The 25,275-nt window shown below is 69.6% G+C and carries 1 protein-coding gene; it reads left to right on the plus strand.

Annotated features, from left to right (window positions below; all coding sequences use genetic code 11):
• The first annotated feature begins 201 nt into the window (after positions 1-201).
• Positions 202-25,158: a non-ribosomal peptide synthetase gene (locus I1A62_RS03000; RefSeq protein WP_219453998.1), complete on the plus strand. Its 24,957-nt coding sequence runs from the start codon at positions 202-204 to the stop codon at positions 25,156-25,158.
• The last annotated feature ends 117 nt before the right edge of the window (positions 25,159-25,275 follow it).

The following is a 25,275-nucleotide window of genomic DNA, read 5'->3' on the forward strand; positions in this document are numbered from 1 at the left end:
GGGCTGTGACGTGCGTCGCAGTTTGACCCCCGCGTGGTGAGCTACGCGCTTGCTCATTATTGTCTGAGTAGCGAATTTCGCGAACCGGGAGTCTCCAGGTTCAGGCCCATCTGGACAGAGGCGGGCCAAATCACAGTAACGAAGCGGCGTGCAGGCCCGACTTCTGTTCGGATCGGGAAACATGGACGGGGGACAACCACTGTGAGTGAGTTCCCTCTGTCCAAAGCACAACAGGGAATCTGGTTCGCCCAGCAGCTCGATCCGAGCGTGCCCCTCAACGTCGCCCAGTATGTGGAAATTCGGGGAAATGTCGACGTGGGGTTCCTGGTGGACGCCACCGACCGTGCATGCCGCGAGCTTCAGTCGGCCTGTGTCAGCCTCGTAGACAAGGGCGACGAGGTTCTGCAGGTTGTGGATGTCGAGATCGACGATGCGATCTCCTACCGCGACCTACGCGGCGTCGAAAATGCAATCGCCGAGGCACACCGCTGGATGACCGCCGAGTACAGCCGCCCGCTCGACGTGCTGAAAGACCGACTGATCGTCGCCACATTGCTGCATGTCGGCGAGGACCACTACTTCTGGTTCTCCCGCGTCCACCACATCGTCATCGACGGTCACGGCGGCATGGTGCTCACCAACCGTGTGGCCGAGATCTACAGCCACCTCGTGAACGGCACCGAGCCGCCGCCGTCCAAGGCGCTGAGCCTGCGCGAGCTGTACGACGCCGAAGACGCCTACCGATCCACGAGCCGGTTCGAGACGGACGGAAACTATTGGGCCGAGCGCATCGCCGGCCTGCCCGACCCCGCCCGTCTCACCGACCGCGACGCCTCACCCGTATCACCGTCACTCCTTGTCGGAGGTACCGTCGCCGACGGGATTTCCCAGGGCATCGGCGACGTTGCCCGACGCTGGAATTCGTCCGACGTCCCCGTCGTCGTCGCCGCGTTCGCCGCCTACCTCGCACGAATGACCGGCACCACCGACATCGTGCTGAGCCTGCCCGTCTCCGCCCGCACCACCGCGGCCACACGACGCTCGGCCGGCATGGTGTCGAACATCGTCCCGCTGCGCGTGCAGGTGGACGCCGAAGTAAGCGGTGCGGAGCTCGTCCGACGGGTGCAGCTCGAGCTCACCGGGGCGCTGCGGCACCAGCGCTACCGCTACGAAGACATGCGACGCGATCTCCCCGAGGGCGGTGCGCGGCGCGGCGGCTTCGGCCCCACCGTGAACCTGATGATCTACCACCAGGAGATCGTGCTCGGAGACGTCGTCGGCGTCTTCCATCCACTCACCAGCGGTCCGGTGGACGACCTCGCACTCAACCTTTACCCATCGGTAACTGGGCGGGGTACACGCATCGACTTCGAAGCCAACCCCACCCTCTACGACGAGTCCGAGCTCCGAACTCAGTACCGCCGGTTCCTGAACTTCCTCAAGGCGTTCGTTAGCGCCGAGGACACCACCCCGGTCGGGGCACTGCCGATCCTCGACGAGACCGAGCAATCGGTACTGGTGCCCTGCTCCGGCCCGCCCGCCGTTCCGCCGGCGACGCTGCCTGAACTGCTCGACGCCGGACTGCGTGAACCCGACGCAATCGCGCTGCGGCATGTGGGCGTCGACCTGTCCTACGGGCAGCTGGACGCGTGGTCGAACCGTCTCGCCCGCCGGTTGATCGAGCGCGGTATCGGTCCCGAGGACGTGGTGGCCGTGATGCTGCCGCGCTCACCCGAATCGGTGGTGGCTCTGTGGGCCGTCGCCCGTGCGGGCGCGGCATACCTGCCCGTCGACCCCAGCTACCCGGCTGAGCGGATCGCGTTCATGCTCGCCGACTCCGAGGCCACGGTGGCATTGGCCGCTGACGCCTCGGTGGTGCCCACCGGAATCGATTGGGTGGCATTGGCCGACCGGCCCGGCGACTCGTCACCCGTTGCCGACTCCGATCGGGTTCGCCCGCTGCGCCTCGACCACCCCGCGTACGTGCTCTACACGTCCGGCTCCACCGGAACACCCAAGGGGGTGTCGGTGACGCACCAGGGCTTGGCCGGCCTGGCCCACGCGCGTGACGGACTCTACGACGTCGACGACTCCGCCCGCGTCGCGCACTTCGCCTCCCCGTCGTTCGACATCTCCCTCGACGAACTGCTGCTCGCGTTCACCGCCGGAGCCACACTGGTGATCGTGCCGCCCGACGTCTTCGGCGGCGAGACGCTGACGGAGCTGCTGCGCACCGAGCGCGTGACGCACGCCATCCTCACCCCCGCGGTCGTCGCCACCCTGGTGCCGACGGAGCTACCCGACCTCCGCGTCCTCGACGTCGGCGGCGAGGCACTGACCGGCGCACTGGTCGAGGCGTGGGCACCCGGCCGCATCATGGTCAACGGCTACGGGCCCACCGAGGCCACCGTCACCACCCTGTTCAGCCCAACGCTGATACCGGAGGAGCCGATCACGATCGGCCGTCCCGTCCCGGGCACCGACGCAATCGTGCTCGATACCCGACTCCGTCCGGTCCCCGTCGGCGTGGTCGGGGAGCTGTATCTGGCAGGGGAGAGCCTCGCACGGGGATACCACCGGCGAACCCGACTGACAGCCGAGCGATTCGTCGCCTACCCGCACGGCGCCGGGTCGCGGATGTACCGCACCGGTGACCGGGTGCGGTGGACCCCCGACCACCAACTCGAGTTCGTCGGCCGCACCGACACCCAGGTGAAGATCCGCGGCTTCCGGGTGGAACTCGGCGAGATCGACTCCGTCCTCACCGCCGTGCCCGGCGTCGACCACGCCGTCACCGTGGTACGCGGTGCCGGAATGTCCTCGGACACAGTGGTGTCGTACGTCAGCGGCGCGACCGACCCGACGACGGTGCTCGACTTCGCCGCCGCCCGCCTACCGCACTACATGGTGCCGGCCTCGGTGACCGTGCTCGAGCAGATGCCACTCACCCCCAGCGGCAAGATCGACCGCGCGCACCTCCCCGAACCGGTCGTGTCGCCGTCCCGCGCGCCGCACGGCGAGGTCGAAGAACTCGTGGCCGCGGTGATCGCCGACGTCCTCGGCCTGCACTCCGTCGGAGCCGACGCCGACTTCTTCGCGCTCGGCGGAAACTCGCTCTCCGCCACGCAGGTCGCTGCCCGGCTCTCGGCCCGCGACCACGCGGTCGGGGTGCGCGACATCTTCGAAGCACCCACCGTTGCACTGCTGGCCGCCAGAATGGGCGCTTCGCGTTCCCGGGTGGCCACACCGCCGCTGCGCCCGGCCGGCGTGGACGGGTGCGCGACGCCACTCGCGCCGGCGCAACAGCGACTGTGGCTTTTGACGCAGGCCGCGCCCGAATCGCCCGCCTACAACGTGCCGTTCGTCGTCGAACTCGACGGTGAGCTGGATGCACCAAGTTTGGCTGCGGCGGTGCACGACGTCCTCGACCGGCACACGGTGCTGCGCACCGTCTACCCCGACACCGACAACGGTCCCGTACAGGTGGTCACCCCAGCCGTCGTGGACCTGACACCAGTCGGGCTCGAACCCAGCGCACTCGACGCCGCCGTGGCCGAACTCGCGAGCCGCGGCTTCGACGTCACCACCGAGACGCCGGTGCGCATCCACCTCTACCGCGTGACCCCCACCCACCACGCCCTCGTCGTGATCGCGCATCACATCGCGATGGACGGCTTGTCGTTCGCGCCGCTCACCCGTGACGTGATCACCGCCTACGAGGCACGTCGCTCCGGCACCGCACCGAGCTGGCCCGAGCTCGACGTGCAGTACACCGACTACACCCGATGGCACCGCGGCATCGTGGACGCCGCCGCCCCCGGCGACATCGCCTACTGGACCACCCAACTCGACGGTGCGCCCGAGTTGCTGCCACTGCCCACCGACCGCCCCCGTCCCGCGGCCGGGTTGCACCCGGCAGGGGCGGTACCGCTGGCGTTCGACGCCGACCTGCACCGGTCGGTGGAAGAACTCGCGCGGACACACGATTCGACGCCCTTCATGGTGGTGCACGCCGCGCTCGCCGTCACCTTGAGCGCGCTGGCGGGCACCGACGACATCGCCATCGGGACAGCGGTATCGGGGCGCACCCATCCCTCGCTCGACGCGCTGGTCGGCATGTTCGTGAGCAATGTCGTGCTCCGCACCCGGGTATCCGCGCACCAGACCTTTGCCGACGTGCTGTCGGACGTTCGCCGCACCGACCTGGACGCCTTCGCGCATTCCGAGACACCGTTCGACCAGGTGGCCGACGCCGTGACGGGTGGGGTGTCGGCGCCGCATCATCCGCTGTTCCAGGTCGCGCTGGCATTCGAGAACGCGGCCACCGAACCCGAACTGAACCTCCCCGGTCTCACCGTGCGCCCGTATGCCGTCCCCGCTCCGGTCGCACGCTTCGATCTGGAACTGGCACTGGCCGAGCAGCATTCGCCGGACGGTTCTGCCGGCGGGCTGCTCGGCACCGTCACTTACTCCCGCGCACTGTTCGATGACACCACCGTGGACCGCTGGACTCGACTGCTCGAACGGGTGCTGAAGGCCATGGTGGCGCGCCCCGACGCCCCGGTGCGCACGGTGGACCTGCTCGACCCCGCCGACCGGGCCGCGCTGGTTCCGCAACACGGACCCGTCGCCGCACCGGCCGTCACCCTGCCCGCGCTGCTGGATACGGGCATCGCAGTCGTGAGCGGTTCCGTCGAGCTCACCCCCGCGGAACTCGACGATCGGGCCAACCGGCTGGCACACCACCTGATCGAGCGCGGCCTCGGCCCCGGCGACGTGGTGGCCGTGCAACTGCCGCGGTCCGTCGAGTGGGTGACCGCACTGTGGGCGGTCGCCCGCACCGGTGCGGCGTTCGTCCCTATCGATCCCACCTACCCCGAATCGCGTGTGGCGCACATCCTCGCCGACTCCGGGGCGCGCGCTGTACTCACCGCCAGCGACATGCAGCACCTCGGCGACAACCCGTCCCCGGTCACCGACAACGACCGGGTCCGCCCGCTGCGGGTGGACGATCCCGCGTACGTCATCTACACCTCCGGATCGACCGGAACTCCCAAGGGTGTCGTCGTCACTCATCGCGGCCTGTCGAGTCACGCTGCGGCCCTCCGAAAGTCCTTCGCCGTCGACAGTGGGTCGCGGATATTGGCGTTCGCGTCGCCGAGCGTCGACGCTTCCGTCCACGAACTGCTGTCGGCGTGCGGTGCGACGCTGGTCCTCGCGCCCACCGACGTCTACGGCGGCGACGAACTGACGGAATTCCTGCAGAGGGAGCGCATCACCCACTGGACCACCACACCGGCCGTCCTCGCTCTCACCAAGCCCGACGGACTCGACCGCCTGCGTGTCGTCGCCGTGGCCGGCGACGTGTGCCCGCCGGAACTGGTGTCGCGGTGGGCGCCCGGCCGAACCCTGCTCAACCTGTACGGGCCTACCGAGGCCACCATCTGGGCCACCGCCACCGGACCACTGTCCGCGGATGACCCGGTGACCATCGGCAGTCCCATCGACGGCATGTCGGCGCTGGTGCTCGACGCGGCACTGCGCCCGGTACCCGTCGGCACAGTGGGGGAGCTGTACCTCGCCGGACTGGGCCTCGCCCGCGGATACGTCGGCAGACCCGGGTGGACGGCGGAACGCTTTGTCGCCAACCCGCACGGCGACGGTCGCATGTACCGCACCGGCGACCTCGTCCGCTGGACCGCCTCGCACCACCTCGACTTCGTCGGACGCGCAGACGATCAGGTGAAGATCCGCGGTTTCCGAGTGGAACTCGGCGAGATCGATGCGGTCCTGGGGGCGGCTCCCGGCGTCGACACGGCGGTGACGATCGCGCGCGACGGCGCCCTGCACTCCTACGTCCACGGAACCGACGTGGACACCGACGCCGTACTGGCCTTCGTATCGCAGCACGTGCCCCGGCACCTGATTCCCACGTCCGTGACCGTCCTCGATCACCTGCCGTTGACGCGCGGCGGGAAGGTCGACCGGGCGGCGTTGCCCGAACCCGCGATCCGAACTGCGGCATCGGGCGGGGAAGCGCGCACCGCGACGCAGGAACTGGTGGCCGCCGCGTTCGCGACCGAAATCGGGACCGCGGGCGTCGGTCTCGACGACAGTTTCTTCGACCTCGGCGGAAACTCGCTGGGAGCGACACGCCTCGCCGCCCGTGTGGGGTCGGTGCTGGGACGCAGGGTCTCGGTGCGCGACATCTTCGACCACCCCACCGTGGCCGCACTGGCCGCCCACGTGACGGGGGCGGCCGACCGCCCGGCGCTCGCCTCACGCGAGACGTCGGGACCGGTGCCGCTGTCGGCGCAGCAGCAGGGACTGTGGCTGGTCAACCAGCGCGACCCCGCCACCGATCCGTACGCCATGGGCTTCGAGGTGGACCTCGACGGCACCCTCGATGTGGAGGCACTGCGGGCCGCTGTCCGGGATGTGCTGCACCGACATCGGATGCTGCGCACGGTGTTCCCCTCGCTGGACGAGCAAATGGTGCTCGACGAGGAGGACTGCGTGCTGGACGACGCCGCCATCGGCGGTATCGACCTCACACGTGAGGTTCCGATTCGGGTAACGCTGTCGCAGCGTGCCCCCGACCGGCACACCGTTGCCATCCTGCTGCACCACATCGCCGTCGACGGACTGTCCCTGCGGCCGCTGCTGCGCGACCTCGCCGTCGCCTACTCCGAGCGCACCGCCGGCCGCGTTCCCGACTGGGCGCCGCTGCCCGTGGAGTACTCGAGCTACGTGCTGTGGCAGCGAGAAGTACTCGGAGACGCGGAAGACCCCGACAGCCTCGCCGCCCGCCAACTGGCGTATTGGGCAGAGGCATTGGATGGACTTCCGGCGGTGTTGCCGTTGCCGCTGGACCGGCCGCGGCCCGCCGGCGCGCTGACGCTGGGACACACAACGTTCGCCGTCGGCGCCGAACAGCACCATGCACTGATCCGGTTGGCGCGCGAGCACGACGTGACCCCGTTCATGGTGCTGCACGCAGCCCTCGCCGTTCTGCTGAGTGCCCTGACCGGCACCGACGACATCGCCGTCGGCACGTCCACGGGTGGTCGCGCGGACCCGGCACTCGACGACCTGGTCGGCATGTTCGTCGGCACCCTGGCGCTGCGCACCCCGATCGACCCCGCCGCGAGCCTCGCGGACCTCCTCGAGACGGTGCGCACAGCCGACCTCGGGGCCTTCGCGCACGCCGACGTGCCCTTCGAACAGGTCGTGCGGCAGCAGGGTACGGAATCCGGCCAGCTCGAGCACCCGCTGTTCCAGGTCATGCTGGCGTACGAGAACTTCGATGAAGCCGAGGTGGCACTGCCCGGTCTGACAGCCCGGGTCCGGGACGTCCAGACCCACGCCCGACCGTTCGACCTGGACCTGACCGTCCGCGAGCGACGCTCGGACGACCGCACCCCGGACGGGCTGCACGCCGACGTGAACTTCCCGCGTGAACTCTTCGACACCGAAACGATCGACCGGTGGATGGCGATGCTGCAGCGAATACTCCTCGCCGCAACATCGGATCCGTCGGTGACGGTCGGGAATCTGGACCTGCTCGAGCCGGACGAACATGCCGCACTGGTCCCGCGCGTCGGGCCGGTCGCCGTACCGGCCGCGACTCTGCCCGAACTCCTCGACGGCAGCCACGACGGGGTGGCGGTGCGGTGCGCCGGCGACGAGGTCACCTACCGCGAGCTGGACGCCCGGGCCAATAGGTTGGCCCGGCGGCTGATCGCGCGCGGGATCGGACCCGAGGATCTGGTGGCCCTGATGCTGCCGCGGTCCGTCGAGTCGATCGTCGCCGTGTGGGCCGTCACGCGCAGCGGCGCCGCGTTCCTCCCGGTGGACCCGGGATATCCGCCGGAGCGGATCGAATTCATGCTCCACGACTCCGGTGCCACGGTGGCCCTGGCCGCCGACGCGGCGCACGCGCCCGACGGTGTCGTATGGATCGACATCGCCGACGGCCCGGGTGACGCCGCCGCGGTGACCGACGCAGATCGTGTCCGTCCGCTGCGGGTCGACCATCCGGCGTACGTGCTCTACACCTCCGGCTCCACCGGAAGACCCAAGGGCGTCGTGGTTACTCACCGGGGGCTGGCGCCGCTGGCCAACGCCAACGCCACGCTCGGACTGCTCGATTCGGACGCGCGCGTGGCGCACGTCGCGTCGCCGTCGTTCGACCTCTCCATCAACGAGATGCTGCTCGCCTTCACCGCGGGCGCGACCCTGGTGATCGTGCCGCCCGGGGTCCTCGCCGGAGACGAACTCGCCGACGTGCTGCGCCGCGAACGCGTCACCCACGTGATGGTGACACCGAGTGTGCTGGCGTCACTGGAGCCGTCGTCGGTACCGGACCTACGGGTGATCGACCTGGCCGGCGAAGAACTGCCGTGGGAACTCGCTCAGCGATGGGCGCCCGCACGCATCGTCGTCAACGGGTACGGGCCGACCGAAACCACCATCGTCAACTTCATGAGCGACCCCCTCACACCGGGCGGTCCGCTGACCATCGGCGGCCCCATCGAGGGAACCGAAGTGCTGGTGCTGGATACGCGGCTGCGTCCGGTCCCGGTCGGTGTCACCGGCGAGGTATACCTGGCAGGGGAGAGCCTCGGCCGGGGCTACCACGGCAGACCGGGCCTGACGGCCGAGCGGTTCATCGCCTACCCGTCCGGCAACGGCACACGGATGTACCGTTCCGGCGACCTGGCCCGGTGGACACCCGCACACGAACTGGTGATCGTCGGGCGCGCCGACAACCAGGTGAAGGTCCGCGGATTCCGGGTGGAACTCGGCGAGGTGGACGCCGCACTGCGAGCGGCACCCGGCGTCGAGAGCGCCGTGACGCTGGTGCACGGCACCACCTTGGCGTCGTTCGTCACCGGATCCGTGGAACCGGCTGCAGTGCAAGAATTCACGGCCGACAAGCTGCCCCACTACATGGTGCCCGGTTCGGTCACGGTGCTCGACACGATGCCGCTGACCACCAACGGCAAGGTGGATCGGGCCGCTCTACCCGAACCCGGGGCGTCCGTGGTGCGGTCACGGAAGCCGCGCGGCGCCACCGAAGAAGTCGTGGCCCGGGTGATCGCCGACGTGCTCGGCCTGCCGTCGATCGACGCCGAGACGGACTTCTTCTCGGTCGGCGCCAGTTCCCTGACCGCCACCACCCTGGCCTCGCGAGTCGGGCATGCCCTCGACCGGCCAGTGAGTGTGCGCGACGTCTTCGAGGCTCCCACGGTGGCGGCGCTGACATCCAGGCTGCTCCGCAGCCCGTCCGTGCGCGAGGAGTCTCTGCCCTCGTCGTCGACCACGCACGGGCGCGAAGCGCCTCTCGCGCCGGCGCAGGACCGGCTGTGGCTGCTCGACCGGATTACCCCTGGCGGCGCCGACTACGTCGTGCCGTTCGCGATGGACCTCAGCGGCGCCGTCGACATCGACGCACTGGCCGCCGCCGTCCGGGATGTGGTGGACCGCCACGAGCCTCTGCGCACAGTGTTCCGGGACACCGAGACCGGAGCGGTGCAACTGGTCTCCGAGGCGGCACTCGATCTCACCCCGGTCGCGGTCGACGAACACCAACTCGACGAGGCGATCACCGCACTGACAACCGAGGGATTCGACCTCACCCGGGATACGCCGGTTCGCGTCCGGCTCTTCGACCGCGGAACCCACGGCTACACCGTGGCCGTCGCCGCCCACCACATCGTCTTCGACGGACTATCGGCCGCCCCACTCGCCCGCGACCTGATGGCCGCCTACCGCGCACGCCGGGACGGCCACGCTCCCGGCTGGGACGCCCTACCCGTCCGGTACGGCGACTACGCCCGCTGGCACCGCCGGATAGTGGAGGAAAACGCCAACGGCGACCTCGCGTTCTGGAAGACCACCCTCGACGGACTGCCGGAACGGCTGCCGCTACCCACCGATCGACCGCGTCCGGCGACGGCAACCACCCCGGATCGCGTCCCCTTCACGGTGGACGCGAGTACCCACCGCGCCGTGGAGGAACTGGCCAGACGATGCAGCGCCACCCCGTTCATGGTGGTGCACAGTGCCCTGGCGGCCGCCCTGGCCGTCCTCACCGGAGCCGACGACATCGCCGTCGGCACGCCGGTGTCCGGTCGCCCCGATCCGGTCCTGGACGATCTGGTGGGCATGTTCGTCGGCACCGTCGTCCTGCGCACCCGAGTGGATCCGAGCCTCCCGTTCGCCGATCTCGTCTCCGCCACCCGCGTCGCGGATCTGGCGGCATTCGCGCACAGCGAGCAACCGTTCGACCGGGTCGTCGACGCCGTAGCGCCGACCCGCTCCACCACGCATCACCCGCTGTTCCAGGTGATGCTCGCCTACCAGAACTTCACCGAACCCGAGATTCGATTCGACGACGTCACCGTCCGCAGTCGCGACACCCCGAGCAGCGTCAGCCGCTACGACCTGGAGATCGAGATTCGGGAACGCCGCGCCGAGGACGGCGCGGCCGCCGGACTCGACGGCGTGATCGCTTACCCGACAGAACTGTTCGACCGTGCCACCATCGCCCGGTGGTCGAGACTGCTGCAGCGATTGCTGCAATCGGCCGTGGCGGACCCGTCGGTGGCCGTCGGCGATCTCGACCTGCTCGAGCCGTCCGAGGCTGCTGACCTGGTCCCCGCCCACGGGCCGACAGCACTCTCGCCGATCACGCTTCCCGAGCTTCTCCGCGGCAACTCCACACACAGTGCGGTGCGGTGCGGAGACGACGAACTGACCTACCGTCAGCTGGACGAGCGAGCGAACCGGCTGGCGCGCAAGCTGATCCGGCTGGGCATCGGACCCGAGGACGCGGTAGCGCTGCTGCTGCCCCGCTCGATCGACTCGGTGACCGCGGTGTGGGCCGTTGCCCGTGCCGGTGCCGCGTCGCTGCCGATCGACCTGGATCATCCGGCCGAACGCACCGCCCGCATCCTCACCGCCGCCGGAGTGCGCGTCGCGATCGCGCACGACGCCGACCTCGTTCCCGACGGCATCGTGTGGATCGATCCGCGCGAGAGGCAGGGGGATTCGGCACCGATCGGCGACGCCGAGCGCGTCCGGCCGCTCTCGGCGGATCACCCCGCGTATGTGGTCTTCACCTCCGGGTCGACCGGCGAACCCAAGGGTGTCGTGGTGACCCACCGCGGCTTCGCGAACCACGCCGCCGAGGTCCGTGCCCGATACCGCGTGGAACCGGACTCCCGCGTCCTGCACTTCGCGGCCCCCAGCTTCGACGGCGCCTTCCACGAAATTCTCGTAGCCGCCATCGGCGGCGCCACCCTCGTGATCGCCCCACCCGGCGTGGTCGGCGGCGACGAGTTGAAGGACCTGCTCCTCCGCGAACGCGTCACCCACTGGACCACCACCCCCTCGGTGCCCGCGCTGATGGACCCGGAAGGCCTGGACTCACTCGAGTTCCTGGCCGTGGTGGGGGAGGCGTGCCCACCGGAAGTGCCCGAGCGCTGGGCCTCCCGGCACCGGACCGTCGTGGATCTGTACGGACCCACCGAACACACCGTGTGGGCCACCGGAAGCAGCGCATTGCAGCCCGGCGACCCGATCACCATCGGCCGTCCGATCCGCGGTGCGTCCGCAGTGGTCCTCGACGCCCGTCTTCGGCCGGTGCCGGTCGGTGTAACCGGTGAGCTGTACCTGTCGGGTCCGGCGCTGGCCCGCGGCTACCTCGGTGCACCCGCCCTCACCGCGGAACGATTCGTCGCGAACCCCCACGGATCCGGTCGCATGTATCGATCCGGCGACCTGGTGCGCTGGACCGCCGACCACACCCTCGAGTTCGTCGGCCGCGCCGACAGCCAACTCAAGATCCGCGGATTCCGCGTGGAACTCGGCGAGATCGACGCGGCACTGTGGTCGGCGCCCGGCGTCGACACCGCCGTCACCGTGCTGCACGACAACATCCTCGCCGCCTACGTCCACGGCCACGGCGACCTCGACCCCGCAGCGTTGCGCGCGTACCTGTCCGAGCGACTGCCGCACTACATGGTGCCCACCACGGTGACCGTGCTCGACGCCGTGCCGCTCACGGTCAACGGCAAGGTGAACCGCGACGCCCTGCCCGCACCCGAACTGCCGACATCGGCCCGGCCCCCGCAGACCCCCGTCGAGCAGACGGTGGCGGACGCGGTGGCAGCCGTCCTCGGCCTCCCCGACATCGGCGCAGACGCGGATTTCTTCGCCCTGGGAGGAAATTCGCTCTCGGCCACCCAGGTGGCGTCGCGACTGGCAGTAGTGTCCGGACTGCACATCGGGGTGCGCGACCTGTTCGACCGGCCCACCGTCGCCGCGCTCGCCGCCCTGATCGAGGAGGGCGGTGACCAGCGTCCACCGCTCGTCGCCGAAACCACGGACCAGCCGGCGCCGCTCGCCTACGCGCAGCAACGGCTGTGGTTGCTCAACCGGGTCGACCCCCAGTCGCCCGCCTACAACGTGCCGTTCGCCGTCGACCTCGACGGTGACCTCGACCGCGCCGCACTGTCCGCCGCCCTGCACGACGTGGTGGACCGGCACACCGTGCTGCGCACCGTCTTCCCCGACACCGAAACAGGACCCGTCCAGAAGGTCGTCCCCGCCGCCGTCGACCTCACGCCCACCGAGGACGAGGCCACCTTCGCCGTCCGCGGGTTCGACCTCACCACCGCGCCACCACTGCGCGCCGCCCTGTTCGCGGTTGCGCCCCGGCGCCACACCCTCGTCGTGGTGCTGCACCACATCGCCGTCGACGGATTGTCGTTCGGTCCGCTGATCCGGGACGTGGTCAGCGCGTATCACGCGAGGACGTCCGGCCGTGTCCCCGACTGGGCACCGCTTCCCGTCGCCTACACCGACTACGCGCGGTGGCAGCGCCGCGTCCTCGGAGACATCGCCGACCCCGACAGCCGGATGCGGCGCGAACTCGACTACTGGACCTCCGCCCTCGACGGCCTGCCCACCCTGCTGCCGCTGCCCACCGACCGGCCACGACCGGGCACCGACAGGCTGACCGCCCGACAGGTCGCGTTCTCGGTGCCCGCCGAGTTGCACCGGCGACTGGAAACAGTGGCCCGGGAGCAGAACGCGACGCCGTTCATGGTGCTGCACGCCGCGCTCGCCGTCCTGCTGTCCAAGCTGACCGGTGCCCACGACCTCGCCGTCGGTACCCCCACGTCGGGGCGCACCCACCCGGCGCTCGACGACGTGGTTGGCATGTTCGTCGGCACCGTGGCCCTGCGCAGCCGCATCGACCCACGCGGCGGCTTCGACGCCCTCCTTGCCGCCATTCGGGAAGCGGACCTGGCCGCGTTCGCCCATTCCGAGGTGCCGTTCGAACTGGTGGTGGATGCGGTCGCGCCTTCCCGCTCCACCACGCATCACCCGCTGTTCCAGGTGATGCTGGCATTCGACAACTTCGCGTCCGTCCCGGACGTCGCGTTGCCGGGGCTGGAGGTTCGCGGCCGTGAACTCGGCACCGGCACCAGTCGCTTCGACCTCGAGGTGTCCGTTCGCGAACAGCGCGGCGACAATGGTGAACCCGTCGGTCTCGACGGCGTATTCGTGTACCCGGCAGAGCTGTTCGATTCCGAGATGGTCGAGCGGTGGGCGGAACGCCTGCTGAGGGTGCTGCGGTCGGTGACCACCGATGTGCAGGTGCGTGTGGGATCGATCGACGTACTGAGCGAGTCCGAACGCGCCGCAACTGTGTCGGGTGTGGCCGGGATTGCCCCGGAAGCATCGTCATTGGCGGAACTGTTCGAGCGGCGCGCCGCCGAGAATCCCGACGCGGTGGCCATCACGTTCGGTGACAGCGCACTGACCTACGGTGAACTGGATTACCGCTCCGCGGAGATGGCCGAGAACCTGCGGGCGTCCGGCGTGGGAGCCGAAGACCTGGTGGCCCTCGTTCTGCCCCGTTCGGTCGATCTGCTCGTGGCGATGCTCGCCGTGGTCCGGGCCGGCGCCGCATACCTGCCCATCGACGTCGACTACCCCGCCGACCGCATCCGATACCTGCTCGACGACGCTGCGCCGGCGGTGGTGATCTCCGAGATGCCGCAGGCGAGTCACACTGTGCCCTCTGACGCGCCTCGCCGCGGCGTACCTGGGGGAGCGGCGTACGTGATCTACACGTCGGGCTCCACCGGGCAGCCGAAGGGCGTGACGGTCACCCACGCCAACGTACTGTCGCTGCTCGCCAACACCCGCGAGGAATTCGGCTTCGGCCCGGGCGACGTGTGGACGATGTTCCACTCCCACGCCTTCGACTTCTCGGTCTGGGAGATGTGGGGCGCTCTCACCACCGGCGGACGCCTCGTGCTGGTCGACCGCTACCTGGCCCGCTCACCCCGTGAATTCGCCGAAATTCTGGTACGCGAGGGTGTCACCGTCCTCAACCAGACGCCGTCCGCGTTCGGGCAACTCGTCGAGCACCTCGACAGCTCCTCGCTGCGGCTGCTGATCTTTGGCGGTGAGGCCCTCGAGCCCGCCGTGGTCGTGCTATGGCTCGGCCATCACCCGAACGTGCGTGCGGTCAACATGTTCGGCATCACCGAAACCACGGTGCACGTCACCCGCTACGACCTGAAGTCGGGCGACGGCCGACGGTCCGTGGGTACAGCGCTTCCGGGACTGCGGACGTATGTTCTGGACGGGTCGCTGCATCCCGTGCCCCCGGGGACGGTCGGCGAACTGTACGTCTCCGGCGCACAGGTGGCGCGGGGTTACCTCGGTCGGCCCACGCTCACCGCGGAACGGTTCGTCGCCGACCCCTTCGTGCCCGGCACCCGCATGTACCGGACGGGCGATCTCGTCCGCTTCCACACCGGTGGTGGACTCGAACACATCGGCCGTGCCGACACCCAGGTGGCGGTGCGCGGCTACCGCATCGAGCCCGGAGAGATCGAGGCGGCACTTCTGCGTCGTCCCGACGTCGAGCACGCCGCAGTGATGGTGCGGGGCAGCGCCGTCGGCGACCAACTGGTGGCCTACGTGGTGACCACCTCCGACTCGCGCACCCTCCTCGGTTACCTGCGGTCGGTGTTGCCCGAATATCTCGTGCCGGGTGCAGTGGTGCCCGTCCCGGGCTTCCCGCTGACCCCCCACGGGAAATTGGACCATCAGGCTCTGCCGGAACCGACCCTCCATGCCGCCGACTCCCACGCACCCCACGGGCCCATCGAGGAGGTGGTGGCCGGTGTGTTCACCGAGCTTCTCGGTGGCATCGAGGTAGGCGCCCGGCAGAGCTTCTTCGACCTTGGCGGCAACTCGTTGATCGCCACCCGGGTCGCCGCCCGGCTCAGCGCCGTCTTCGACACGGACGTGACGGTCCGCGACCTCTTCGAGGCACCCACCGTCGCGGAACTGGCGGCGCGGGTGCAGGAGCGGGCCGGGGACGGTCGCCGCCGACCGCCCCTGGTGCCGGTCGCCGCGGGTGAACAGCTTCCGCTCTCGCCCGCGCAGGAACGCATGTGGATTCTCAATCAATTCGACACCGGCGCGGCCGGATACAACATCCCGCTCATCGTCCGACTCGACGGCGACCTCGACGTGGAGGCACTGGCCGCAGCCGCACGCGACGTCGTGCACCGCCACCGCACCCTGCGCACCGTGTACCCGCGAACCACTGACGGTGTGCAGCAGCTGGTGCTCGAGGCCGACGAGATCCCACTGGACCTCACTGCCATCGCCATTCCCGCCGACGCCGTCGCCGCCCACGTCCGCGCCCTCACCGGCGACGGTTTCGACGTGGCCGCAGAGCCGCCGCTGCGGGTGCGCCTCTACCGGACCGCCGCAACAACCCACGTCCTCGCCCTGGTGGTCCACCACATCGCCGCCGACGCATGGTCGCTGACCCCACTGATCCGGGACACCCTGGTGGCGTATCAGGCCCGGCTCGCCGGCAACAGTCCCGAATGGCCCGTGCTGCCGGTGCAATACAGCGACTACAGCATCTGGCAGCGTCGCATGCTGGCCGAGGACAGCAAGAACAGCGACAGCGCACTGTCGAATTACTGGCTGGGTGCCCTGGCCGGGCTACCCGAACTGGTGACACTCCCACCCGACCGCCCCCGCCCCGCCATCCCGTCGGGGGAGGGAGCCTCGCATTCGGTGGTGGTGGACGCAGCGTTGCACAAGTCCCTGGCCGCACTGGCCCGCACCGGCCGGGCCACGACGTTCATGGTGTTGCACGCCGCACTCGCCGCGCTGCTCTCCCGGTACAGCGGCAGCCCTGACGTTCCCATCGGCACCGCCGTCGCCGGCCGCACCGACCCGAAACTCGACGACGTCGTCGGCATGTTCGCGGGCACCCTGGTATTGCGGGCCACCGTCGAGCCGAGCGCCAGCTTCACCGAACTGCTCGCCCAGGTGCACGAACGTGACATCGCGGCCTACACCCACGCCGACATGCCGTTCGAGTCGCTGGTGGAATTGCTCAACCCGCCACGATCCGCGTCGCACCACCCGCTGTTCCAGGTGGCACTGTCCATGCAGCGACACCGCCCCGCCCCCCTCACCCTGCCCGGGCTCACGGTGACCCCGGTGATCCCGGACATCGAATACGCCAACTTCGATCTGCAGCTCACCGTCGCCGAGCCCGGCCCCGGCGAGCCGATGACACTCCACTTCGGCTACAACCCAGAGCTCTACGACCACGCCACCGTGGCCGAATTCGCTGCGCAGCTGGTGCGCCTCCTCGAGGCGGTCACCGCGAACCCCGATATCTCGGTGGGCGATGTGGACCTGCTGAGCGCGGCCGAGCGGTCCGCCCTGGTCCCGGCAACCGGGCCCCGCGCACCGGGCGCGCTGACGTTGCGGGCCATGATCACGCGCGGCGCCCACATGGCGCCGGACGCCGTGGCGGTCCGCGACTCCCACACCCAGCTGACATACCGGGAACTCGACGCCCGATCCGACGCCATCGCCCGCGAACTCGCCGAATCAGGTGTGCGGCCGGGCGAGGCCGTCGTCTGGTCGGCGCCTCGTTCGACCGAATCCGTGGTCAGGTTGTGGGCGATCGCGAAAGCAGGCGCAGCACCCGTCCTGATAGACCCGGCGCTGCCCGAAGCCCGGGTGGCCGCGATGCGGGGCGTCACCGACAGCCTGCCGCGGGCGACGGGCACGGCGTACGTAGTGTTCACGTCCGGAACCACCGGCACCCCCAAAGCTGTGGTGGTCACCGACTCCGGCCTCGCCGCGCTGGACGCCGACGCGACGTCGAGATTCGGCGCCGCACCGGGCTCACGGGTACTGCACCGCGCCGCCGCCGGATTCGACATGACCCTGCTCGAGATCCTGATCGCAGGGGCATCCGGGGCCACACTCGTGATCGCGTCCGACACCGAATTCGCCGGCCCGGCACTGGGCGAACTCCTTCGCCGCGAACGGATCACCCACGCCTGCCTCACACCCACCGTCCTCGCGACACTCGCAGACACCGCACTGCCCGACCTGGAAGTACTGATGGTGGGCGGAGAACGACTCGGACCCGAGCTGGTCGACCGCTGGGCACCGGGCCGCCGGCTGGTCAACGGCTACGGCCCCGCCGAGACGACGATGTACACCATCGCGACCCCTCCACTGTCGCCCGGAACGCCGGTGACCATCGGCACACCCATCCCAGGTGTCACCGCCCTCGTCCTCGACGACCGGCTACGCCCGATCCCCGTCGGCGTGCCCGGTGAGCTGTACCTGTCAGGCGGCGCCCTGGCCCGCGGCTACGCCGGACAACCCGCGCTGACAGCGGAACGCTTCGTCGCCGGCCCCGACGGCGCACGCTACTACCGCACCGGGGACCTGGTGCGGTGGCGGAACGGCTACGAACTGGAGTACCTGGGCCGCAACGACAGCCAGGTCAAGATCCGCGGCGTCCGCGTCGAACCGGGTGAGATCGACGCCGCCATCGCCCGCATCGCCGACATCGACTTCGCGGCCACCATCGTGCAGCCCACACCGACCGGTTCCGACTCACTCGTCTCCTATGTGCTGCCGCACCACCCACACTTCGACGCGGACGGACTACGGCGTCGCCTGGCCGAACTGCTGCCGTCGTACCTCGTGCCGACGGCCGTCGTGGTGCTCCATTCGCCGCCGCAGACGGTCAACGGCAAGCTCGATCTGCGTTCCCTGCCCACACCCGAACTCGGTGCGGGCGAGTACGAACCGCCCATCACCGACACCGAACGCGCGGTGGCCGCCGTCTTCGCCGAAGTCCTCGAACTGCCCGAGGCCGGCCGTGGGGCACACTTCTTCGATGCCGGCGGCAACTCGCTGCTGGCAACCCAGCTGACCGCGCGGCTCTCCGAGGCCGTGGGCCACCCGGTGTCGTTGCGCAGCCTCTTCGCCCACCCCACGGTCGCGGAACTGGCCACCGCCCTCGACGATGTCGTCCCCGAACCGGATCTGCGCCCCACGCTCGTCCGACGACCGCGTCCGGATCAAATTCCCCTGTCGCGCAGCCAGTACCGGATGTGGGTGCTCAACCGCCGCGACCCGTCGTCCGCGGCCTACAACCAGCCCGCAACACTGCGCCTGGACGGGCCACTCGACGTGCCTGCACTGTCGGCGGCCCTCACGGACGTCGTTACCCGGCACGAAGTACTGCGCACCCAGTACCCCGCCGCAGCCGGAGAGTTGCCCCACCAGCAGATCCTCCCAGCCCCCGAACTGGACCTCACACCCCAATACACACACCCGGAGACTCTGGGCCACGTGGTCGCCGCATTCGCGGCCGAAGGGTTCGACCTCACCCGCGAAACGCCCCTGCGTGTCCAGTTGCTGCAGATCGGCCCCGACTCACACGTGCTGGCAGTGGTGCTCCACCACATCGCCGCCGACGGCTGGTCCCTCACCCCCCTGGTGACCGACGTGCTCACCGCCTACCAAGCGCGTCGCGCCGGACACACACCCGACTGGGCGCCGCTGCCCCTACACTTCGCCGACTACGCGCTCTGGGAGCAGGAACTGCTGCGCAGCGGGTACGCGACGCGCAGAATCGAGCACTGGCGGCGCGCCCTCGACGGCGCCGAGTCGGGTGCCGCACTCGTCCCGGACCGGCAACAGGCCACCGACACCACGACCGCCACCGCCGGGACGGTGACCTTCCAGATCCCCGCCGACGTCCAGCGAGCCGTCCACCGGTTGGCCCGCGACTACCGCGGCACCCCGTTCATGGTGCTGCACGCGGCCCTGTCGGTGCTCCTCTCGCGGCTCGGCGCGACGCGCGACGTCACCGTTGCCACCGCGGTCGCCGGCCGCGGCGACCGCATCCTCGACCCGCTGGTCGGCATGTTCGTCAACACCCTCGCGCTGCGGGCGCAGGTCCAGCCGGACATGCCGTTCAACGGACTACTGGCCCAGGTGCGCGACTTCGACGTCGATGCGTTCGAGCACGCCGACGTGCCCTTCGAATCGATCGCCGACCTGCTCGGGGGCCGCACACCACAAGTCGCGCTGGCAGTGGAGAACCTCGACCTACCGGCCGTCGACGTCGTCGGCCTTCGCGTCGAAGTTCGGGAAGTCGATACCCGCACAGCAAAATTCGATCTCCATGTCACAGTTCGCGAGCGATGGGACGGCGAGGAGCCCGCCGGGATGGACGGCGCCGTCGCCTACTCCGCCGACCTGTTCGATCCCGCCACCGCAGCCTCGCTGGCAGCCCAGCTGGGACAGGTGCTCGCGGCCGTCGCACTCGATCCGCAGGTGACGGTGGGGGAGATCGCGCTGACGCCGGCACCGCCGCTCACCGGTGGACCCGCTGACGACACCCGCACCCTCACCGACATCTTCCTGTCCACCGCCGCCGCGCACCCCGACCGTCCGGCTCTCACCGACGGTACCCGGACACTGTCCTACCGCGAACTGGCCGAAGCATCGCAGCAGCGGGCCGGTCAGCTTCGCGACGAGGGCGCCGGTCCCGGAACGGTCGTGGAGATCTGCCTGCCGCGCTCGATCGACTTCGTGGTCGAACTCTGGGCCGTCACCCGGACCGGGGCCACCTTCCTGCCGCTCGACCCCACCCACCCCGCCGAACGCCGGAACGCAATGGTGGCGCAGGCGCAGACGTCGGCCCAACCGTCGGTCGCGTACATCATCTACACGTCCGGATCGTCCGGCGCCCCGAAGGGCGTGGCCGTCACCCACCGCGGACTGGGCGCCCTCGCCGACGAAGCCGTCCGCCGGTACCGAGTACACCCGCAGGCGCGGGTACTGCACGGCTACAACCCCACCTTCGACGCGGCGCTGCTCGAGATGCTGCTGGCCTTCCGGTCGGGCGCCTGCCTCGTTGTGGCACCCCCCGATGTCTACGGCGGCGCCGAACTGCAGCACCTACTCACCGAGCAGAACGTGACGCACTACCTCTCCACACCTTCCGTCCTCGCCACCCTCGAGCCGCGGAAACTGGACACCCTGCAGGTGGTCGCTGTGGGCGGCGAGGCCTTGAGCCCGGAGCAGGCCGCAGCCTGGAGCGACGGGCGGCTGATGCTCAACGCCTACGGGCCCACCGAGTCCACAGTGGTGGCCACCCTGGCCGAGGTGGACGCAGACGTCACCATCGGCACCCCCGTCCCCGGCACGACAGCGATGGTCCTGGACGACCGGCTGCGTCCGGTACCACTCGGGGGCGTCGGCGAACTGTACCTGGACGGGCTGGGACTGGCCCTCGGTTACGTGGCGGATCCAGTGCTGACGGCCGCGAACTTCATTGCCGGACAGGGCGGAATCCGCCGTTACCGCACTGGCGACGTGGTGCACCGCCGCGTCGACGGCACCCTGTCCTACATTGGCCGCGCAGACCGTCAGATGAAGGTGCGCGGCATGCGCATCGAGCCCGCCGAGGTGGAGGCCGCACTGCTGGCGCTGCCCGATGTCACCCAGGCAGTGGTGCTGTTGCACCGCCGTCGGCTGGTCGCCTTCGTCACAGGTGCGGGCGTGGCGGCCGAATCGCTCCGCGCGGCGTTGGCCCGGCAACTTCCGTCGCACTTCGTACCGCAGCGCATCATGGTTCGCGACAGCCTGCCGCTCACCGCCAACGGCAAACTCGACACCCAGGCCCTCGAGGCGAGCGACGTCGATACCGACTCCCCGGCCCCACCGCGGACCGTGACCGGGGAACTGGTAGCAGGGGTGTTCGCCGAAGTGCTCGGAGGCGCGAGCGTCGGTGGCCACAGCAACTTCTTCGACATCGGCGGCGACTCCCTGTCTGCCACCGCGGTGACGGGGCGACTGTCGGCGGCGTTCGGCGTGGACGTCCCCGTCAGGGCGCTGTTCGATCATCCCACCGCCGCCGGCATGGCCGTGTGGCTCGACCAGCGGCACGCGGCCGCGACACGCATTCCGTTGGTGCGGCGGAACCCGGACAGCCGGATTCCGTTGTCCCCGCCGCAGCAACGGATGTGGCTGCTTCACCGCATCGATCCCAGTGCCTCGATGCACCACCTCATGTTCGTGCAACGGCTCGGCGACGACACCGACCTGGACGCACTGCGATGCGCACTCGCCGACGTGGTGCAGCGGCATGCCGTGCTACGCACAGTCTTTCCCATCGATGACAGCGGCCCGCACCAGGTGATCGTTCCGGTGGACATCGACCTGCATCCCGTCACAGCCGCCGATGTGCCGGCCGAGGTCGCGGAATTCGTGCGGCGACCCTTCCACCTGGAGTCGGAAACCCCGCTCCGCGTGCAACTGTGGTCCGACACCGGCGGTGGCCACGTGCTCGCCGCCGTCGTCCACCACATCGCGCTGGACGGCGGATCCATGGGCCGGTTGGCCACCGACCTCGAGGCCGCCTACACCGCGCGCAGCGAAGGACGCGAACCACAGTGGGCGCCGCTTCCCATCGAGTACGCGGACTACAGCGTGTGGCTGCGCGAGATGCTCGGCGACCCCGCCGACCCCGACAGCGTCGCCCATACTCAGCTCGACTACTGGACCCGGACCCTCGACGGCGTCGACGCCCCGATCGCGTTGCCCACCGACCGTCCGCGACCCGGCCAACCGAGCCACGCAGGCGCCACCGTCGAGTGGACACTGGACCCCGACGTGCGTCAACGATTGTCCGACGTTGCCCGCAGTCAGGGCGTCACGGTGTTCATGGTGCTGCACGCCGCGCTCGCCGTCCTGCTGTCCCGCGAAGGGGGGCACCCGGACGTCGTGATCGGCACCGCCGTTGCTGGACGACCCGACCCCGCCCTCGACGCGCTGGTGGGGATGTTCGTCGGCACCGTCGCCTTGCGTACCGACGTGAACTCCGCCGCAACCTTTGCCGCGCTCCTCGAGCAGGTGCGGGCGGTGGACCTCGACGCGTTCGCCCACGCCGACGTGCCGTTCGACGACGTGGTCGCCCACGTGGCCCCCCACCGCTCCACCTCGTACAACCCGCTGTTCCAGGTAATGCTCACCTACCAGCACGCAGCGCCGCGGCCGGGCGGTCTGCCCGGAGCCGAGGTCGATGCGGTCGGAGCGACCAGTGCCACGGCTGAATTCGACCTGGTCTGGGACTTCACGGAATCGGTGGGGGAGCTGACGCTGCGGCTGTTGTACGCCACGGACCTGTTCGACGACTCCACCGCCCGGGCGCTGGCACAGCGCTTCGATCGCATCCTCGACGCAGCCCTGACCGATCCGTCCGAGGTGGTCGGTGACATCGACATCCTCGAGGCGAGCGAACGTGCGGCCCTCGTCAGTGGCCCTGCCCGGAACTATCAGCCGAAAACTCTCGCCGAGATCTTCGAGACGCAGGTCCGGGACACCCCGCACGCCGTCGCCGTCGAGGACGGCGGTGTGCAGTGGACATACGAAGAACTGGACGACGTGGCGCAGCGGTGGGCCCGGGCGCTCTCCGGCCGGGGCGTCGGACCCGAGGACGTGGTCGCGGTCGCCACGGGTCGTGGCCGGCACTGGGTGGCCGCCGTGTGGGCGGTGGCGAAAGCGGGCGCCGTCTGGCTGTCGCTGGACCCGTCGCATCCCACCGAGCGTCTGGAATGGATGCTCGCAGACTCCGGTGCCGTGGTCGGGCTGACCGTGCCCGAACGCGTCGCCGAGCTCCCAGCCACAATCCCGTGGCTCCCACCCGTGAGTACCTCTCCATCGCCCCCGGTGAACAAGTACCCACGGGCGGAGGGTGCCGCGTACATGATCTACACATCCGGTACCACCGGAAAACCCAAGGGCGTCGTGGTGCCGCATCGCGGCCTGGTGAATGTAGTTGCCGCACAAGCACCCGTGCTCGACGTCGACGGTGACGTGCGGGTGCTCCAGCTGGCGTCCCCCACCTTCGACGCCTCACTCTTCGAAATGCTCTACGCGCTCTCGTCCGGCGGCACCCTCGTGATCGCACCCGACTTCAGCTACGCCGGCGATCAGCTAGCCGACGTGGTGCGCCAGGAGCGCATCACCCACTTCGTCGCGACACCCACCGTCCTCGCCACCCTCGACGCCGACAGCCTCGGCGACGAAGGACCACGGACCGTGGTGTCGGTCGGCGAACGCCTACCGTCCGCGTTGGCGGCGACCTGGGCATCGCATCACCGGCTCTTCAACGCCTACGGTCCCACCGAATTCACAATCCTGGCGTCGGTCGCAGGACCTCTCACACCAGCCGACATCGATGACGGCGTCGACATCGGAGACGTGATCGACGCCGCCGCCGCCCTCGTGCTCGACCCGAGGCTGCACCCGGTACCCGACGGCGTGACAGGTGAGCTCTACCTGTCCGGAACCAGCGTCGCCCGTGGCTACCTCGGACGACGTGGTCTCACCGCCACGCAATTCGTCCCGAACCCGTACGGGAAGCCCGGCGACCGGATGTACCGCACCGGAGACCTCCTGCGCCGCAATGCGCACGGCGCCCTGGACTACCTGGGACGCAATGACGCACAGGTACAGCTGCACGGCATCCGCGTCGAACCCGCCGAGGTGGACGCCGCCCTGGCCCGCCATCCCGACGTTCGGTTCGCGATCACCACACCGGTGACGGCTCCCGGTGGACAGCCCGTCCTCGTCTCCTACCTGGTGGCCGAACCGGACTCCGCGCTCACCCCCCACACAGTGCGCGACTTCGCCCGGACGGTCCTGCCCCGCCATCTGGTGCCGTCCGCCGTCATCCTGCTCGACAGCCTGCCAGTACTGCCGTCGGGCAAAGTCGACCGATCCGCGCTTCCCGAGCCGGAATTCGATCCGGACACGCCAGTGACACCGCCGTCCGGATACCTGGAGACCGTGGTTGCCGAGGTAATGGCCAACGCCATCAGAACGGACTCCATCGGCGCGGATCAAGATTTCTTCGCCCAAGGCGGCACCTCCATGGGCGCGGTGGCCGTCGCCGACGAACTGCGCACCAGGCTGGACCGGGACGTGCCCCTGCAATGGCTCTTCACCGACCCCACCGCCGCGCGACTCGCCAAGCGCATCGAATCCGGCAGCGATTCGTCCGAAGATCCGTTCGCCGCGCTGGTGCGCCTCGGCGGAGACGGCGACGGTCCACCACTGTTCTGCATCCACCCCGCGGCGGGAATCGCATGGTGCTACACCGGACTCGCGGAACATCTCTCCGGACGTGTGTTGTACGGAGTGCAGGCAACCGGTGACACGGACTTGCCCTCGTCCATTACCGAGCTGGCCAGCCGCCACATCGACGCCATCCGCACGGTCCAGCCGACCGGTCCGTACCACCTGCTCGGCTGGTCGCTGGGCGGCACCGTGGCGCAGGAGATGGCCGTGCAACTACGCGAAGCGGGCCAGGAAGTTGCGACCCTCGCCATGCTCGACACCCTGCTGCCCGAACACCGTGCCGCGCTCGTGAACCCCGGCGACAACCCGCCCCAGCTGGGCCTACCCCCAGAGCTCGGAGCGGCGGTGTCGGCCGATCGGGTGCAGTCGCTCGGCGAGCTACTCATCCGTCTCGAACAGATCGCATCGACACATCAGCCCCGATACTTCGACGGCGACGCCGTGTTCTTCACCGCTGCACATGATCTCGACCACCATCCGGAACTAGTCCCGGACTGGCGGCGACACTTCGGCGGTGACGTCACCGAACACCGCATCGATGCTGTGCACGCGGACATGGTCGGGCGTGGACCGGTGGCCGTGATCGGACGAAGACTACGGGGATCGGGAGGCCACTCCGGACCGTGAAGCACCCCGCCGCCCCTGACCGCGGCCATCACTACGATGCAGAGGTTCAGTCGGGTCGAAACGAAGTAGATGACAGCACGATCACGCAAAGCCCCCGCGTGAAGTCGATGGGAGACT

The organism is Rhodococcus sp. USK10 (assembly GCF_019378875.1).
In the GTDB taxonomy this organism is placed as follows: Bacteria; Actinomycetota; Actinomycetes; order Mycobacteriales; family Mycobacteriaceae; genus Rhodococcus_F; species Rhodococcus_F pseudokoreensis.